Annotated in this window: 15 protein-coding genes, 1 tRNA gene and 1 riboswitch; of the genes, 13 read left to right on the top strand and 3 right to left on the bottom strand. The window is 65.4% G+C overall.

Annotated elements, in window-relative coordinates; translation table 11 throughout:
* Positions 1-151: 151 nt before the first annotated feature.
* The 13 genes from JOE69_RS01720 to JOE69_RS01660 all read left to right on the top strand — a co-directional run bounded on the left by JOE69_RS01720 (position 152) and on the right by JOE69_RS01660 (position 13,746).
* Positions 152-3,091: an Rne/Rng family ribonuclease gene (locus JOE69_RS01720; protein ID WP_309795547.1), complete on the top strand. Its 2,940-nt coding sequence runs from the start codon at positions 152-154 to the stop codon at positions 3,089-3,091.
* 117 nt (positions 3,092-3,208) lie between these two features.
* Positions 3,209-3,309: riboswitch (TPP riboswitch) on the top strand.
* A complete protein-coding gene (gene thiD, locus JOE69_RS01715; RefSeq protein ID WP_309795545.1) occupies positions 3,297-4,811 on the top strand; it encodes a bifunctional hydroxymethylpyrimidine kinase/phosphomethylpyrimidine kinase in 1,515 nt (504 codons plus the stop codon). Its footprint overlaps the riboswitch before it by 13 nt.
* 270 nt (positions 4,812-5,081) lie before the next feature.
* The gene (rplU, locus tag JOE69_RS01710; protein ID WP_224143095.1) at positions 5,082-5,390 is read left to right on the top strand and encodes a 50S ribosomal protein L21; all 309 of its coding nucleotides are present in this window, start codon (positions 5,082-5,084) and stop codon (positions 5,388-5,390) included.
* Between the two features lie 38 nt (positions 5,391-5,428).
* Complete coding sequence (gene rpmA / locus JOE69_RS01705) at positions 5,429-5,692, top strand: 50S ribosomal protein L27 (RefSeq protein ID WP_012246604.1); 264 nt, start codon at positions 5,429-5,431, stop codon at positions 5,690-5,692.
* A 102-nt stretch (positions 5,693-5,794) separates the two neighbouring features.
* On the top strand, positions 5,795-7,414 hold the full coding sequence (gene obgE / locus JOE69_RS01700) for a GTPase ObgE (RefSeq protein ID WP_309795542.1): 1,620 nt from the start codon (positions 5,795-5,797) through the stop codon (positions 7,412-7,414).
* Positions 7,404-8,558: a glutamate 5-kinase gene (proB, locus tag JOE69_RS01695; protein WP_296363262.1), complete on the top strand. Its 1,155-nt coding sequence runs from the start codon at positions 7,404-7,406 to the stop codon at positions 8,556-8,558. The genes obgE and proB overlap by 11 nt, the downstream gene beginning before the upstream one ends.
* A gap of 182 nt (positions 8,559-8,740) precedes the next feature.
* Positions 8,741-10,060: a glutamate-5-semialdehyde dehydrogenase gene (locus JOE69_RS01690; RefSeq protein ID WP_309795540.1), complete on the top strand. Its 1,320-nt coding sequence runs from the start codon at positions 8,741-8,743 to the stop codon at positions 10,058-10,060.
* Between the two features lie 59 nt (positions 10,061-10,119).
* Entirely contained in the window at positions 10,120-10,368 is a 249-nt protein-coding gene (locus tag JOE69_RS01685) for a hypothetical protein (protein ID WP_309795539.1), read from the top strand.
* Entirely contained in the window at positions 10,331-10,990 is a 660-nt protein-coding gene (gene nadD / locus JOE69_RS01680; protein ID WP_309795538.1) for a nicotinate-nucleotide adenylyltransferase, read from the top strand. The genes JOE69_RS01685 and nadD overlap by 38 nt, the downstream gene beginning before the upstream one ends.
* 101 nt (positions 10,991-11,091) lie before the next feature.
* Complete coding sequence (locus tag JOE69_RS01675) at positions 11,092-12,558, top strand: serine/threonine-protein kinase (RefSeq protein ID WP_309795536.1); 1,467 nt, start codon at positions 11,092-11,094, stop codon at positions 12,556-12,558.
* A gap of 21 nt (positions 12,559-12,579) precedes the next feature.
* Positions 12,580-12,942 (top strand): ribosome silencing factor, encoded by a 363-nt coding sequence (gene rsfS, locus JOE69_RS01670; protein ID WP_296363257.1) that lies wholly within the window; start codon positions 12,580-12,582, stop codon positions 12,940-12,942.
* Complete coding sequence (locus tag JOE69_RS01665) at positions 12,939-13,577, top strand: histidine phosphatase family protein (RefSeq protein WP_309795534.1); 639 nt, start codon at positions 12,939-12,941, stop codon at positions 13,575-13,577. The genes rsfS and JOE69_RS01665 overlap by 4 nt, the downstream gene beginning before the upstream one ends.
* A 96-nt stretch (positions 13,578-13,673) precedes the next feature.
* Positions 13,674-13,746: transfer RNA gene (locus JOE69_RS01660), tRNA-Ala, on the top strand.
* A gap of 86 nt (positions 13,747-13,832) precedes the next feature.
* Here JOE69_RS01660 and JOE69_RS01655 read toward each other — a convergent pair.
* The 3 genes from JOE69_RS01655 to JOE69_RS01645 all read right to left on the bottom strand — a co-directional run bounded on the left by JOE69_RS01655 (position 13,833) and on the right by JOE69_RS01645 (position 15,574).
* Positions 13,833-14,423 carry a hypothetical protein gene (locus JOE69_RS01655; RefSeq protein WP_309795532.1) on the bottom strand — a complete coding sequence of 197 codons (591 nt, stop codon included), beginning with the start codon at positions 14,421-14,423 and terminating at the stop codon, positions 13,833-13,835.
* Between the two features lie 69 nt (positions 14,424-14,492).
* A complete protein-coding gene (locus JOE69_RS01650) occupies positions 14,493-15,113 on the bottom strand; it encodes a hypothetical protein (RefSeq protein ID WP_309795530.1) in 621 nt (206 codons plus the stop codon).
* A 2-nt stretch (positions 15,114-15,115) separates the two neighbouring features.
* The gene (locus tag JOE69_RS01645) at positions 15,116-15,574 is read right to left on the bottom strand and encodes a hypothetical protein (protein ID WP_309795528.1); all 459 of its coding nucleotides are present in this window, start codon (positions 15,572-15,574) and stop codon (positions 15,116-15,118) included.
* Positions 15,575-15,640 lie beyond the last annotated feature (66 nt).

Here is a 15,640-nt window from a genome sequence, read left to right as displayed (position 1 = left end):
GCCGTCGGCGTCCTCGACGATGCCGCACCCAAGAGATGGTGCCACCCGGGACGTAATTCATTGACTTCGGTCGGCGCCTGAGGGGGCCGGCACTTGAGCCCTTGCGGGTGTCGGATGTGGCGGCTCCGCTCGGGATGGAGCACAGCCATAAATGGACATTGACGAAACCAGCTCGGCCAACGTGGAGACCTCGGAAGAAACGACCGGGAAGCAGCCGCGCCGCGCTGCCAAGAAGGCTCCGGCCAAAAAGACGGCGGACGATGCGGCCCCCGCGAAAAAGACAACGGCCAAGAAAGCGCCGGCCAAGAAGGCCAAAGCCAGTGAGCCGAGCGGTGCCGAAGCCATCGCCGTCGAACTCTCCGTGGTGGAGGCGTCCGCGGAGCCGGCAGAACCGGCCAAAAAGGCCAAACGCCCCAGCCGGAGCAAGAAACCGATTGCCGAGGATGCTGCGGAGCAGCCCACGCTAGAGCTGCCCCCGGCAGCCGAATCTGCCGCGGAGATTGCGCCTGCTGAATCGCCGACCGGCAGTCCGCTCGCGCCGAAGCGGGCTCCGCGGAAGCGGGCCAGTACCCGGAAGAGCGCAGCGCTGCCCGAACCGGACGATGCCGCTACGGCGGAAGTGCCCGAGGCCGCTCCTGCTGCGAGCGTTGCCGATGAAGCCGGGACCGGCTTGGCGTCGCCGTTCCTGGCACCGGCCTCGCCGGCGTCGTTGCTCTTCCAAGCCCCGGATTTGTCTCTGGCCGCGGTGGTCGGGGAACCGGCCGCCGAGCTCGATTCTGACCAAGCCGACGATGCCCAGCCGGAAACCGAAGACGCCGGCAAGCGCCGGCGCCGCTCACGTTCCCGCCGGACGAAAGGCAGCGATACCGAGGAGGGTTCGCCGGCGCAGGAAGACGCAGCCGACGGCGGCGATCCGGCCTCCGAAGACGGCGTGGTTTCGCGGCGCCGGCGGCGCCGGCGCCGTGGCGACGCCGATCTGGAGCTGACCGGCGGCAACGACGACGATCCGCCCAATACCGTGACCAGGGTCCGGGCCCCGCGGCAGCCTTCGGAAAACGTTTCGAACAAAGTCACCTCCTTGCGCGGCTCGACCCGCTTGGAGGCGAAGAAGCAGCGCCGCCGGGAGTCCCGGGACACCGGACGCCGCAGGCAAGTGATCACCGAAGCCGAGTTCCTGGCCCGGCGCGAGTCGGTCGACCGGGTGATGGTCGTCCGGCAGCGTGACGAGCGGATTCAGATCGGCGTGCTCGAAGACGGCATTCTCGCCGAGCATTTCGTCTCCAAGACGCAACAGGACTCGTTGATCGGGAACGTGTACGTCGGCAAAGTGCAGAATGTGCTGCCCAGCATGGAAGCGGCATTCGTCGACATTGGACGCGGCCGCAACGCGGTGCTTTACGCCGGCGAAGTCAACTGGGATGCTGCAAAGCTCGACGGTGCTCCGCGCCGGATCGAGAACGCGCTGAAGTCGGGAGACACCGTCCTGGTCCAGGTGACCAAGGATCCGGTGGGCCATAAGGGCGCCCGCCTGACCAGCCAGATTTCCTTGCCGGGCCGCTACCTGGTGTATGTGCCGGGCGGTTCGATGACCGGTATTTCGCGCAAGCTCCCGGATGTGGAACGCAACCGGCTCAAGAAGATCCTCAAAGAGAATCTTCCGGAAAACGCGGGCGTCATCGTTCGGACCGCAGCCGAAGGAGCAAGCGAAGAGGAACTCACGCACGACATCAACCGGTTGCGGGTGCAGTGGGAGGGCATTGAATCCCGGGCCACGTCGACCAAGACTTTGGCCCCGGAAATGCTGTACGGCGAACCGGATCTGACCATCAAGGTGGTCCGTGACGTGTTCAACGAAGATTTCTCGAAGCTGATCGTGTCCGGGGAAGAAGCGTGGGACACCGTCGAGGCGTATGTCACCTACGTGGCACCGGATCTGGTGGACCGGCTGGAGAAATGGACCAGCAACGAAGACATCTTCGCGGCACACCGGATCAACGAGCAGATTTCCAAAGCCCTGGAGCGAAAAGTGTTCCTGCCCTCGGGCGGCTCGTTGGTGATCGACCGCACCGAGGCGATGACCGTGGTCGACGTCAACACCGGCAAGTTCACCGGCTCCGGGGGCAACCTCGAAGAAACGGTGACCAAGAACAACTTGGAAGCGGCCGAAGAGGTCGTCCGGCAGCTGCGTCTGCGCGACATCGGCGGCATCATCGTGATCGACTTCATCGACATGGTGCTCGAGTCGAACCGCGATTTGGTGCTGCGCCGCTTGGTCGAGTGTTTGGGCCGGGACCGGACCAAACACCAGGTCGCCGAGGTGACCTCGCTCGGCCTGATCCAAATGACCCGAAAACGGATGGGCACCGGTTTGCTCGAAGTATTCGGCGAGCAGTGCGAAGCCTGTGCCGGCCGCGGCGTGGTCACCCATGACGAACCGGTCGAACACCGTCGGGCGACCCATGCGATCGCTGCGGAACAGCACAGTCCGCGGGCCGAGAACCAACGGCCCAGCCGGGGCGAACGCAAGCGCAATCGGAACCGGCAGCAAGCCCAGGCTGAGCCGGAGGCCGTGGTCGAGGAACTCAGCGAGGCGGAACGCGAAGCCAAAGCCTCGGCTGCGCGGGCTGCGCTGGCCAATATCGCGGCGGCCGCCCAAGCTGCTCACCACGAGCAACCGGACGACGCCGCAGAGCCTGCGCACGACCCGGCCGCGGTGCTGACCATCGGCGGCGAGACCGTGGAAATTCCGCGTGGTCACCTGGATGAGGCGCCCCGGAAGCCGGACCTCACCTTGGACGGCTTGGCCGATGTGTTCGATCACCTGAAGCCCCAGCAGCCGGCCGAGCAACCGGAGCGGGAAGCAATCGAATCCGAGCCGAAAACTTCGGGTGGCCGTCGTCCGCGACGGCATCGGGCCGCGGGTCGGGCCCAGGGCGCGGCGGGCAGCAATGAGATTCAGTCGATCGAGAGCGAACCGCACGGCGGAGCGATCTCGGCTCCGCCTGCCTCGGCGAAGCGCGCGGCGGAAAAGAAGCCTGCCGCGGCTGAGCCGATGATCCTCGGCGTCGGGGTACCGGCTTCGGAGCTCTAGTTCTGCGGCGGGCCGCTTTGCGGAGCCGCACGCGATAGAAGATGGCTTCGGGTTAGCAGGAGAGCAGGTTTTCTTGCTAACCCGAAGCCATCTTGCTCTCCGAAACCGGTAGGCTGAGTAGCTGACACGGGGTGCCAGGCCAGCAGGGCCGGCTGAGATCAGATACCCGTTGAACCTGTCCGGTTAATTCCGGCGGAGGGATGTCATGGTTGTTTCTGCTGCCGCATTGCCCACCCGTACCGCAACGGATTCACCGGTTGCCACCGCGATTCCGCGAATCTTGTCGATCGCCGGTTCGGACCCTTCCGGCGGTGCCGGAATCCAAGCGGATCTGAAGAGCATTTCGGCGCTCGGCGGCTACGGCATGGCCGCGGTCACCGCTTTGACTGCGCAAAACACACACGGAGTCCGTGCCGTGCACGTGCCGCCGGCGGGGTTCCTGCGCAGTCAATTGCAGGCGATCAGCGATGACATCGAACTGGATGCGGTGAAGATCGGCATGCTGGCTGATTCCCAGGTGATCGGCGTGGTCCGCGATTGGTTGCGCGAACACCGCCCGCCGGTCATCGTGCTGGACCCGGTGATGGTCGCCTCCAGCGGGGACCGGCTGCTCGACGCCGAGGCCGAGGACGCTTTGCGCGAGCTGGTCCACTTGGCGGATCTGGTGACGCCGAATCTTCCGGAACTCGGCGTGCTGATGCGCGAAGCGGAGCCGGGTGACTGGGCTGCGGCCGTGCGCATGGCGCAGCAATTGGCGGATGCCCAGCAGACCCGGGTGCTGCTCAAGGGCGGTCACCTGAGCGCCGGGCCGGCACGGGACGCACTGCTGGTGCCGGGGGAGCAGCCGGTGGTGGTCGAGCTGCCCAGGCTGCAGACCACCAACACGCACGGCACCGGCTGCTCGTTTTCCGCGGCGATCGCCACCTGCCAGGCGCGCAACGGCGATTGGGGGCAGAGTTTGGCCGAGGCAAAAGACTGGTTGCATACGGCGGTGGCCCGGGGCGCGGAGCTGCGCGTTGGCAGCGGGCTCGGGCCGGTGCACCACTTCCACCGTTGGCACCCGGAGCCGGTGACCGACGACTGGTGGCGCCGGATCGAACCGATCCGGGCCGGCATCCTGGAGTTGCCCTTCATCCGGGGACTCGCTGCCGGGACGCTTCCGGAGCCGGAATTCTCCTACTATCTGGCGCAGGACGCCCGCTATCTGAACGGCTATTCCCGGGCACTGGCCAGGGCCAGTGCCTTGGCTCCCGACGAACGGCAACAGGCGTTCTGGGCGCGCGGCGCGGCGAATTGCCTGGACGTCGAGGCCGAGTTGCACCGCACCTGGTTGCAAAAGCACCCCGCCTCGCCGTTGGAGGGCCCGGTCACGAAAAAGTACGTGGACCATTTGTTGGCAGCCAGTGGCAGCAGCTATGCGGTCCTGGTTGCGGCTGTGCTGCCTTGCTACTGGCTGTATTCCTGGGTCGGCAAAGAGTTGGCGGCCTCGCGCAGCCTGATCGACCCGCATCCTTACGGGGCCTGGCTGGACACCTATGCCGATGAGGATTTCGCCGCTGCGACCGAACAGGCGATCGAATTCGCGGCCATGGCCGCGGCCCGGGTCGACGGCGCAGAACGCGAGCTGATGTGGCAGGCGTTCCAGGCCGCGAGCGAGTACGAGCTGGAATTCTTCGACGCGCCGCGCGCCGCGCTTGGTCAGGCCGGAAGCGGCCGGTAGTATGGACAGGCACGGTTAGCCGTGCAAGCCACTCGGGCCGGGGACTATTCCGTCGGCCAGGAGCCGTGCATTTGCGGTGTGAACGTCCTATGGCGTATTCTGGACTGTCGGTGCATACGCCGTTATTGGGTCGCGTCTTTCGCAGTGAACATCACCGCGAAGATGCTCAGATTCCCTCGGCGAGTGGCACAAGCAGATCCTGGGAACATCCGTGAACAGTATCCGCACGCAAACTTTAGTTTTTAAACGTCGAGAGAAGTGAGTTACCCAGTGGTGTACGCGATTGTCCGCGCAGGCGGCCGCCAAGAGAAGGTTTCCGTCGGAGACTTCGTGACCCTGAACCGCGTCCCCGGTGGAGTCGGCAGCACCATTGAGTTGCCTGCCGTGCTCCTGGTCGATGGTGAGAAAATCACCTCCGATGCCAAGGACCTGGCCAAGATCAAGGTCAAGGCTGAAATCCTCGAAGACCTCCGTGGTCCGAAGATCGTCATCCAGAAGTTCAAGAACAAGACCGGTTACAAGAAGCGCCAGGGCCACCGCCAGTCGCTGACCAAGGTCAAAGTCACCTCCATCGCGTAACCCCGACGGCATCGAAGAATTAAGGCAGGTCAAGGAAAATGGCACATAAAAAGGGCGCGAGTTCCACTCGCAACGGTCGCGATTCCAACGCTCAGTACTTGGGCGTGAAGCGCTTCGGCGGCCAGGTCGTCAAGGCCGGCGAAATCATCGTCCGCCAGCGCGGCACCCACTTCCACCCCGGCGCAGGCGTCGGCCGCGGCAAGGACGACACCTTGTTCGCCCTGGAAGCCGGTGCAGTCGAGTTCGGCGCACGCGGTGGACGCCGCGTGGTGAACATCGTGGTTGCTGCTGCAGCCGAGTAGTACCGAAGAGTTCTTCGCGGTGGAGCGGGCCGAACGGCTCGCTCCACCGTTGTTTTAACAGGCATTTAGAATAGTTTCAGTCCCGGAACCAAGGAGATCACCATGGCAAGCTTTGTTGACCGAGTGGTGCTCCACGTCTCAGGCGGTTCCGGCGGGCACGGTTGCGTCTCGGTCAAACGGGAGAAGTTCAAGCCTTTGGGCGGGCCCGACGGCGGCAATGGCGGAGATGGCGGCAACGTCATCCTGCGGGTTTCGCATCAGACGACCACGCTGCTCGATTACCACCATGCACCGCACCGGCATGCTGGAAACGGCGGCCCCGGAATGGGCGATTGGCGGGGCGGCAAACAAGGGGAGACCCTGATCCTGCCGGTCCCGGACGGCACCGTAGTGAAGACCAAAAGCGGTGAGGTGCTGGCCGATCTGGTCGGCGAGGGCACCGAATTCGTCGCCGCGTCCGGCGGCCAGGGCGGCTTGGGCAACGCTTCGCTCTCTTCGCAGAAACGCCGGGCTCCCGGTTTCGCGCTGCTCGGCGTGCCCGGTGATGCATCGGACATCGTCCTGGAGCTGAAGTCGATCGCCGATATTGCTTTGGTGGGGTTCCCGTCCGCCGGCAAGTCGAGTCTGATCGCGGCGATGAGCGCTGCTCGGCCCAAGATCGCGGACTATCCGTTCACCACCTTGATCCCCAACCTCGGTGTGGTGGAGGCCGGAGAAGTGCGCTTCACGATCGCGGACGTGCCCGGTCTGATCGAAGGCGCCAGCGAAGGCAAAGGCTTGGGCCACGATTTTTTGCGCCATGTCGAGCGCTGCGCTGCGCTGGTGCACGTGCTGGATACCGCCACGCTGGAATCCGACCGGGATCCGCTCAGCGATTTGGCGATCATCGAGGCGGAACTGGAGAAGTACGCGGTCGACATGAGCTACGCCGGGGTGGACGGCGAGGTCGTGCCGCTCAACGAGCGGCCCAAATTGGTGGCCCTGAACAAGGTGGACACCTCGGACGGCAAGGACATGGCGGAATTCGTCCGCACCGAGCTGGAAGAACGCGGATACCGGGTCTTCGAAGTTTCCGCGGCTTCGCATGAGGGCCTGCGCCAGCTTTCCTTCGCGATGGCGGAACTCGTGCTGGAAGCGCGCAAGCGCGCGGCCGTGGTCAGCGCCAAGGTCACGCCGGTGGTGCTCAAGCCACGGGCGGTCAACCGCAAGGAATTCACCATCCGATCCGAAGAACGCAACCTGGAGCCGTTGTTCCGGGTGCTCGGGGCCAAGCCGGAGCGCTGGGTGAAGCAGACCGACTTCACGAACGAAGAAGCGATCGGCTATTTGGCCGAGCGGTTGAACAAGCTCGGTGTCGAGGACGGCCTGTTCAAACAGGGCGCCAAACCCGGCGACACGGTGGTGATCGGCGAGGACGGCGAGAATGCCGAGGTCTTCGATTGGGAACCCACGATGATGGCCGGAGCCGAGCTGCTCAGCGGACCGCGTGGCACCGACCCGCGTTTCGCGGACTTGGGCGACCGGCCCACCCGCTCGCAGAAACGCGAGGAATACCAGGAACGCCGGGACGCGAAGTCAGCTGCCCGGGCGGAGTTGGAAGCCGAGCGGAAAGCCGGGATCTGGACCGAATCGGTTGCGGCCCGGCGCGCTGCCGAAGCTCGGGCGGCCCGCGAAGCCGAAACCGAGCCCGAACGCAGCACGGACCACGGCGATGCGCTCTGACCGGGTCGATCCGCAGTTGGATTCCGGCGCGCCGTTAGGACGCGGTCTGCTCGCCGCCGCTTCGCGGATCGTGGTCAAGGTCGGCTCGTCTTCGTTGACGTCGGTGAGCGGCGGGATTTCCGAGCAGGCACTGACGAATCTGGTCGACGTGCTGGCAGCCCGGCGGAACCAGGGCACTGAGATCATCCTGGTCTCCTCGGGCGCGATCGCGGCAGGTCTGGCCCCGCTGGGGCTGGGCCGGCGGCCCAAAGACCTGGCGACGCAACAATCGGCAGCCAGTGTCGGGCAGAGCCTCTTGATGGCCAGGTACGGTGCGGCTTTCGGCGCGCACGGCATCACGGTGAGCCAGGTGTTGCTCACTGCGGAAGACCTCACCAGGCGAACCCAGTATGCCAATGCCTACCGGGCGTTGGAGCGGCTGTTGCATCTCGGAGTGCTGCCGATCGTCAACGAAAACGATACGGTAGCCACGCACGAAATCCGGTTCGGCGACAATGACCGGCTGGCGGCACTGGTAGCGCACTTGGTCAAAGCCGATGCGATGATCCTGCTCTCGGACGTGGATGCGGTATATGACGGGCCGCCGGCCCAAGGCGCCCAGCGGATCGAACACATTGGCGGACCGCAAGATCTGAGCGGCATCAGAATCGGTTCGACCGGAGCCGCCGGGGTTGGCACCGGAGGCATGGCAACCAAGATTCAGGCGGCATCCATTGCGGCTGGATTCGGCACGCCTGCTCTGGTGACTTCGGCGGCCAACGCGGCGGCCGCGTTGGCCGGGCACGACGTCGGAACCTGGTTCAGCCTGCATGGCGAGCGGCGGCCGATTCGGCTTTTGTGGCTGGCGCACCTGGCGAGCACGCACGGCCGGCTGACGCTCGACGACGGTGCGGTCCGGGCGATCCGGGAACGGCACAAGTCGTTGCTGCCGGCCGGAATCAAAGCGGTCTCCGGAAATTTCGAGGCCGGTGACGCGGTCGAGCTGGCGGACCTCGGCGGTCGCCCGTTCGCGCACGGCCTGGTCAATTACGATGCCGCGGAGCTGCCGGTCATGTTGGGCCGGAAAACCAAAGATCTGGCTGATGAGTTGGGCCGGGAATACGTGCGCGCGGTAGTGCATGTGGATGATCTGGTGCTGCTCTAGGACGCCGGCCGCAGGCGGTCTTCGTCGAAAGACCCGACGATGCATCGACTTGGCAGCAGTTGAGCCGGGTGTCTGAGCCCAAGACCCTGCCCGACTGCGCCCAAGTGGTTCACGTCGGACGCCATCCGGGAAACGATCGACAGCCTCGGCGGTTGCCGATGACGCCGGGCTAGACTTGGGGGATGACGGATTTGATCGACTCAGCAGCCGCCTACGAGGCCGACGCCGGCAACCGGGAGCCGCAGCCGGTGGAGGACGAGGTATTCGCGATCGCGGACCGGGCCCGCGCGGCGTCGCGGAAGCTGGCCCGAGCCACCCGGGCTTGGAAAGACCGGGCGTTGCTGGCAATCGGCGCGGAGTTGCTGGCCCAGCAGGATCGGGTGCTCGCCGCCAATGCGGTCGACATCGCCGCGGCCCGGGAATCCGGCACCTCGGCGGCCTTATTGGACCGGATGTCGCTCAACGCCGAACGGATTGCCAAATTGGCGGCCGCGTTGGCGGGCCTCGCCGCGCTTCCGGACCCGGTCGGTACCGTAGTCCGCGGCCAGACCTTGCCCAATGGGTTGCGGTTGCGCCAGGTCAGCGTGCCGATGGGCGTGGTTGCTGCGATCTACGAGGCGCGCCCCAACGTGACCATCGACATCGCCGGTTTGGCGCTCAAGAGCGGCAACGCCGTGATCCTGCGCGGCGGCAGTGCGGTGGCGCAGACCAACCTGGCTTTGCTGAATGTGATCCGGGATGCGCTCGAGCAGGTCGGCTTGCCGGCCGACGCCGTGCAGAGCGTAGATGCCTACGGCCGGGAAGGCGGCGCTGTCCTGATGCGCGCCCGCGGCCGGGTCGACGTCTTGATTCCCCGGGGCGGTCGGGAACTGATCCAGACGGTGGTGAACAACTCCTCCGTTCCGGTGATCGAAACCGGGGAGGGCAATGTGCACATCTTCATCGACGAATCGGCCCCGGTCGGCTCGGCGGTGGAGATCCTGCTGAATTCGAAAACCCAACGCCCGAGCGTATGCAACACCGTGGAGACTCTGCTGGTGCATTCGGCGTCGCCGGCGTTGGTTCCGGTGCTGACCGCCTTGGCCGAGGCCGGGGTGCGGCTGCATGTCGACGCGCGGGTGATGTCCGCCTTGCCGGCCGGCATCGAGGCCAGCCTGGCCGATGACACCGACTGGGCCACTGAATACATGGACTTGGATTTGGCGGTCGGCATGGTGGATTCGCTCGACGAAGCGATCCGGCACATCCGCCGTTGGACGACCGGGCACACCGAGGCGATCCTGTCCAACGACCTGGGGCACACCGAGCGGTTCGTCGCCGAAGTCGACTCGGCCGCGGTGATCGTGAATGCCTCGACCCGGTTCACCGACGGCGGCGAGTTCGGGCTGGGCGCCGAGGTCGGCATTTCGACGCAGAAACTGCACGCGAGGGGGCCGATGGGGTTGGCTGAATTGACCACGACCAAGTGGATCGTGCATGGCGAGGGCCAAGTTCGCGGCTGAGCCGCGTAACATGGAGTCGATACCGAAGAAGATCCAGAATTGAACACCCAGGGAGAGAAATGCTGACCCAGCTCGTCGGAGCCGCCGCGATCACCGCCAGTGAAACTGAGGAACTTGCTCCGCTGTTCATGCCGTATTGGATGTTCGGGGTGGCCATTTTCCTGATCATGTTGCTGCTGATGCTCATCACGGTGTCCTTCACGAACCTCGGCAATCGCCACGAAGCGCACGAGGAAGAGCTGGACCCGCACCGCCAGCACACGAACAAACATGACCACGGCGAGCTCAAGGCGTCGTCCAATCACTGAGCAGGTGCGCCTGGCTGCAAGGCCCGACGCAGGAAAGCGCCGGTTGCGCCTGGGCGTGATGGGCGGAACTTTCGACCCGATCCACCACGGCCACTTGGTGGCGGCGAGCGAAGTCGCGGCCCGGTTCGAACTCGACGAAGTCGTCTTCGTGCCGACCGGGGAGCCCTGGCAAAAAGCAAACCGGTCAGTCAGCGAAGCCGAGCACCGGTACTTGATGACCGTGATCGCGACTGCGGCGAATCCACGGTTCACCGTGAGCCGAGTGGACATCGAGCGTCCGGGACTGACGTACACGATTGACACTTTGCGTGATCTGAAACGAATGCGCCCGGAAGCGGATTTGTTCTTCATCACCGGCGCGGACGCTATGGCCCAGATCATGTCATGGAAAGATAGTGATGAGCTTTGGTCATTGGCCCACTTCGTCGGGGTCACCCGGCCGGGGCACGTATTGGACGATGCCGGACGCAAGGACGTGAGTCTTTTGGAGGTGCCAGCGATGGCGATTTCATCGACGGACTGCCGGGACCGGGTGGCCGCGTCCAGGCCGGTGTGGTACCTGGTGCCGGACGGCGTCGTGCAGTACATCGGAAAACACGGCCTTTACCAAAAGCACCAGTAACCGAAACGATCGACAATCAGCACGAACGAACAGTGGAAGACGCGAGAATGAGTCAGGACGCCGAGCAGCCGAAGAGCCGCAGAGACTTGCGGCGTGCGCAAATGCCTGTTTCGTCGACGCCGGATGCGGCGCCGGAACGGGAGTATCCTTCTGTGCCGTTGTTGCCGCCAAGCGGCCTGCCCGCCGACGCCGACCCCTTGCCGCCCGCTGCCGGTCACCGCGACCGCGGTGCGCATGCGGCCGAGGCCGCCCGGACCAGACAAGCGCGTCGTGCCGAAGAGCGGGCCCGATTGGCAGCAGAAGCAGCTGGCTTCCAGGTCTCGGAATCAGCTGTGCCCGAGCTCCCGGTGGCGCCGCCCGCAGCGGCGGCGAATGCTGCCCGCCCGCGTCGGGCCTTGGACACTCCGCTGGACAGCGTGGCAGCTTCCGGTGCCGGCGGTTCCGGCACCGCGGAACCCAAAGCGGAACGGAATTCCCAGGTCCGGGCACGTAACCGCGCTGCGCTCCGGGCGTATCGCGAAGTCGCCGAGCCGGCGCGGGCCGAGGAACCATTGCCTTCCCGGCGGTTGCTCCGCCAGCAGCAGGTGGAAGCCGAACGGGCGCCGGCGACGAATCCGCAGGGATTGACTGCGGTCCCAGTGGCTCCCGCGGTGGTGGCCGGCAGCACGGAGCTCCCGAGTCCAACTCGCCGTTCCCTGAGTCCGGAAGCCGGGGTTCCGGACGGGCCGGCCGTGGCCGCAGCCGACTCAGCCGGAGCCGCCGTGCCGGCGGGATTCGCCGGATTGAGCATTCCGGAAGCGTTGGCGGAACGCGATGCCTTGCTCGAAGACATGCGAGCGTTCACTGCGTCTTTGCCGCAGAATGCGGATCCACTTGCTGTGGACCTCGATGTGTTGGCGGAACAGAAGGCTTTGGCCGAACGGGCCGCGATTCTCAATGAACGGGCCCTGGCCCGGGCCAGGCTGGCCGAGGAGAGTGCGGAGGCGCGGCAGCGGCTCAATGATCCGACGGCGGCGCACAACCTCGCCATGGTGACCCCTTTGCAGTTCGTCAAGGTCCCCGGCGTCGACGGCCCGGTACTCAAGCCGCCGGCGACCTCGCACGTTCCCGTGGTGACCCGTTCCAGCCCGATCACTCCGGCGCCTCTGCGGCCACCGGCCACACCGCCGCGTTCGATGCCGGCAGTGCCGAAGTCAGCAGTGCCGGAATCCGCAGTCCCGGAATCGGCCGCCGAGACCGGGGGAGCGACGCCGGTCGCTGCAACGGGCCGCCCGGTAGCTGCTGCTCGGCATGGCCGGGCACAGGTTTTGCGTCGGGCCGAAGAAGCCGCTGCGCTCCGGCCGCGGTCTGCCAAATTGCTGCGGACCGCCGGCCCCGGAAGTGCAGACGAGGCAGAGGTCGAACCCTTGCCCGCGCAATCCGCGCACGGTCTGGAGCCGTTGGACGCCATGACTGCCGGGCTGGGGCGGGTTCAGCGGAATCGTATTTTGCAGTGGGGCGTGGCCGTCGTCGGCCTTGCCGCGCTGATTGCAGGAATAACCATGATCATCACCACGATGGCTCGTTGAGCCGCCCATTTGAGGAGCACATTGACTGCTACTGAGAGTTCTCTCGCCCTGGCGCGCGCGGCCGCGCACGCCGCTTCGGAGAAACTGGCCCAAGACATCACCGCATTGGACGTCAGCGACCAACTCGCGATCACCGACATCTTCCTGATCGCCTCGGCACCGAGCGAACGCCAGGTGAATGCGATCGTCGACGGCATCGAAGAAGAGCTGTTGAAGCAGAATCTCCGGCCGGTGCGGCGGGAAGGGCGTTCCGAGGGGCGCTGGGTTTTGCTGGATTACGTCGAAGTCGTGGTCCACGTGCAGCATGAAGAGGACCGGGTGTTCTACGCCCTGGACCGGTTGTGGAAAGACTGCCCGGTAGTGGACTTGCAACTCGGTTCATGATGCGGCTGCTTTTCTGGCGGCACGGCCGGACGGAGTGGAATCTGGCCGGCCGGTTCCAAGGCCAAACCGACATCGGGCTGGACGACGTCGGACGGGAGCAGGCTCGCAGGTCGGCCGCATTGTTGGCTGGGCTGCGCCCGTCGGCGATCGTCAGCTCGGATCTTTCACGTACCCGGGAGACTGCCGGATACCTGGCCGAAAAGACCGGGTTGGTGCCGACTCTGGACCCGCGGTTGCGCGAGACTTTTGCCAGGCGCTGGGAGGGTTTGACCTTCAGCGAGATCGATCAGGCGTTCCCGGATGAATCCGCGGCCTGGAAATCCGGCACGGTGCATGTACGGCCCGGCGGCGGAGAAAGCCGTTTCGAAGTCGGCGAACGAGTGGCTGCTGGAGCCCTGGCGGCTGCGGCCGGCGTTCGTCCGGATGGCCTTCTGGTGGTCGTGACGCACGGCGGAGCCGCCCGGTCCGGGCTGGCCAGTTTGCTCGGTTTGCCAAGCGAATACTGGGGCGCGATCTCCGGTTTGGCGAATTGCCATTGGTCGGTCCTGGAAGAACATGACGCACCCGGTGGCTGGCGGCTGACCGAGCACAACGCGGGTTCCCTGCCGGAGGCCGTGGTCGGCCAAGAAGGTTGAAAGTCTGGTTTCCGAAACGCCGGCCCTGGATTTGGCAAGGGTCCGGAAACTGTTCTAAGATAGACAAGTTGCTTCGGCAGCGGAAGAACTGAATACGGGGGTATGGCGCAGCTGGTAGCGCACTTGCATGGCATGCAAGGGGTCAGGGGTTCGAATCCCCTTACCTCCACCGACCGGGTCCTGGAGTGCTCGGGATTCACGGTAAAAGGCCCGCTCTTCGGAGCGGGCCTTTTCGTGTTCCGGCGCGGATTCGGACTAGTCCCCGCGATGGAAGACGAGCAGGTCCTGAGCACGCCGGGATCTGTGCGCGGACAAGCCGTTGCGGATCAAAAGTTGCTGGCATTCTTCCGGGATCGGCGGCAAAGCCGTCTGTTGCCCGTTCCGGAGCTGCGACTTGCGCAATCCGAGCAGCAGCGACGTCGTGCCACCGCCGGTCACTACGACCAGACGGGCGAAATCCGAGGAGTACCGCCAGCGCAGAATCCGGATGTCCTGCAGTTCGATGAACCGTTCGCGGCACGGAGCGCTGATCTCGATCCCGCTCGGGGAGAGCCTGACCGTGTACTCCGATGCCACCGAGCGGAGCGCCGCGGACAGCGCGTAGCACAGGGCCAGACCGAGGGCGGCTCCGAAGATCAATGTCAGACCGCGTACCGGCAGCATGCCGTCGAGCGGGCCGAGGCCCATCCCGATCAGTACGGTCGCGCTGCCGACCGGCAGGAGCAGCAGGCACCCAAGCAAGAGCCCGAAGGCCGGCATCGGCAAGGCGATGGCCCGGAACCGGAGGATCTGGGACTTCCCCTCCCGCTGCCACGGACCGGCCTCGCTGGATTCAGTCGGTTGCATGGCTTTGCAACAACTTTCGCATCAACTGCCTGTGCTGCTGCGGGGCTTCTCGGCTGCCTGGCCCGGTGCTCATGGCTGGGCCCCGTCCGCGCGCCGGAAGCTGACCAGGTCCGGCGCGCGCCAGGTCCGGCGCATGGAGAAGCCCAGACTAGCCAGGTGCTGCTGATATCCCTCCGGGATCGGCGGCAAGACGATACTTCGGTCGCTTCGGAGCCGTGCTCGCCGCAATCCGGCCAGCAGGGAAATTTTCCGGGTTCCAGTCACCAGGACCAATCGCGCATAGTCGGTTTGGGACCGCCAGCGCAGCAGCCGGATGTCCTGCAGCGCGAAGCTCTGCTGTTCGCGGGCAGAACTGATATCGATCCGGGACGGCGTGAGCCGCACCGTGTATTCCGTGGCCAGGGCACGGATAGTCCGGAAGAATATGAGGCAGACCGGGACGGCGAGCCCGAGGCCGACGACGACTATCGTCACGCGAACCGGAAAGCGGAAATTCATCATGTCCAAGCTGATCAGCATCGCTGCGGTGGCCGCGCCGATCGGCAACACCATGAGCGTGATCACGAGTGCCAGAGTATGCATGCGCATGGGGAGCGCGGTGAATTGGAGCACACTGGAATCACCGTCCTGCTGCCACGAACCGGTCCTTGGCGGCTTGCTGCTTTGCGTGGCCCGGGCGGATGCTGCCATGTCTACTTGGGCTCCAGGTAGGGCTGGCAAAGCGCATCGGCCTGCTTCGCCTTGGTCTTGGTTTCCGCCGAGGTCGCTTCGAACCTCTGCTGGTCCGGCTGCTGCGTGGCTTTGCTGTCCTCCAGTACCTGGAGATATCTGCTGAGACTCTCGCTGTAGTCCACCAGGCCGGCCTTCAGCGCGGGGTCGGCGGCTTGTTGGCTGGCCGCAGCGAGATCCTGTTGGAACCTCCGGAGATTTGCCAGGATCGCATCCTGGGTCCCTGGCCCATTCGTCCGGCCGTCGACCATCCGGTTCATCGCGGCTTCGAGCTGTTGGCAACTCTGCTGCGCCGGTTGGCCATCGGCTGCTGCGCTGCCCGCCGCCGCATCATCCGGCGGGAAGACCGCCACGCAGCCGCTGAGCAGCAGGCCGCCAGACAGCACGGAGATGATGCTGCCCAAGCGCCTGGAATGTCCCATACCGGAACCGTAAACGAACATGATCACTCGATCAACTTCGTGACTTCGTTCCGTCTTGCGCGGCCG

Origin of the sequence: Arthrobacter russicus, assembly GCF_031454135.1 — a bacterium.
GTDB lineage: Bacteria > Actinomycetota > Actinomycetes > Actinomycetales > Micrococcaceae > Renibacterium > Renibacterium russicum.
This window is presented reverse-complemented; position numbering and strand designations above follow the sequence as displayed.

What these genes read in the sequence shown, in the direction of transcription:
- rpmA (WP_012246604.1), top strand. Translation starts at nt 5,429, where the DNA reads ATGGCACATAAAAAGGGCGCGAGTTCCACTCGCAACGGTCGCGATTCC.
- JOE69_RS01645 (WP_309795528.1), bottom strand. Translation starts at nt 15,574, where the DNA reads ATGGGACATTCCAGGCGCTTGGGCAGCATCATCTCCGTGCTGTCTGGC.
- JOE69_RS01720 (WP_309795547.1), top strand. Translation starts at nt 152, where the DNA reads ATGGACATTGACGAAACCAGCTCGGCCAACGTGGAGACCTCGGAAGAA.
- JOE69_RS01685 (WP_309795539.1), top strand. Translation starts at nt 10,120, where the DNA reads ATGCTGACCCAGCTCGTCGGAGCCGCCGCGATCACCGCCAGTGAAACT.
- nadD (WP_309795538.1), top strand. Translation starts at nt 10,331, where the DNA reads ATGACCACGGCGAGCTCAAGGCGTCGTCCAATCACTGAGCAGGTGCGC.
- JOE69_RS01690 (WP_309795540.1), top strand. Translation starts at nt 8,741, where the DNA reads ATGACGGATTTGATCGACTCAGCAGCCGCCTACGAGGCCGACGCCGGC.
- JOE69_RS01675 (WP_309795536.1), top strand. Translation starts at nt 11,092, where the DNA reads ATGCCTGTTTCGTCGACGCCGGATGCGGCGCCGGAACGGGAGTATCCT.
- JOE69_RS01665 (WP_309795534.1), top strand. Translation starts at nt 12,939, where the DNA reads ATGATGCGGCTGCTTTTCTGGCGGCACGGCCGGACGGAGTGGAATCTG.
- thiD (WP_309795545.1), top strand. Translation starts at nt 3,297, where the DNA reads ATGGTTGTTTCTGCTGCCGCATTGCCCACCCGTACCGCAACGGATTCA.
- JOE69_RS01650 (WP_309795530.1), bottom strand. Translation starts at nt 15,113, where the DNA reads ATGGCAGCATCCGCCCGGGCCACGCAAAGCAGCAAGCCGCCAAGGACC.
- obgE (WP_309795542.1), top strand. Translation starts at nt 5,795, where the DNA reads ATGGCAAGCTTTGTTGACCGAGTGGTGCTCCACGTCTCAGGCGGTTCC.
- proB (WP_296363262.1), top strand. Translation starts at nt 7,404, where the DNA reads ATGCGCTCTGACCGGGTCGATCCGCAGTTGGATTCCGGCGCGCCGTTA.
- JOE69_RS01655 (WP_309795532.1), bottom strand. Translation starts at nt 14,423, where the DNA reads ATGCAACCGACTGAATCCAGCGAGGCCGGTCCGTGGCAGCGGGAGGGG.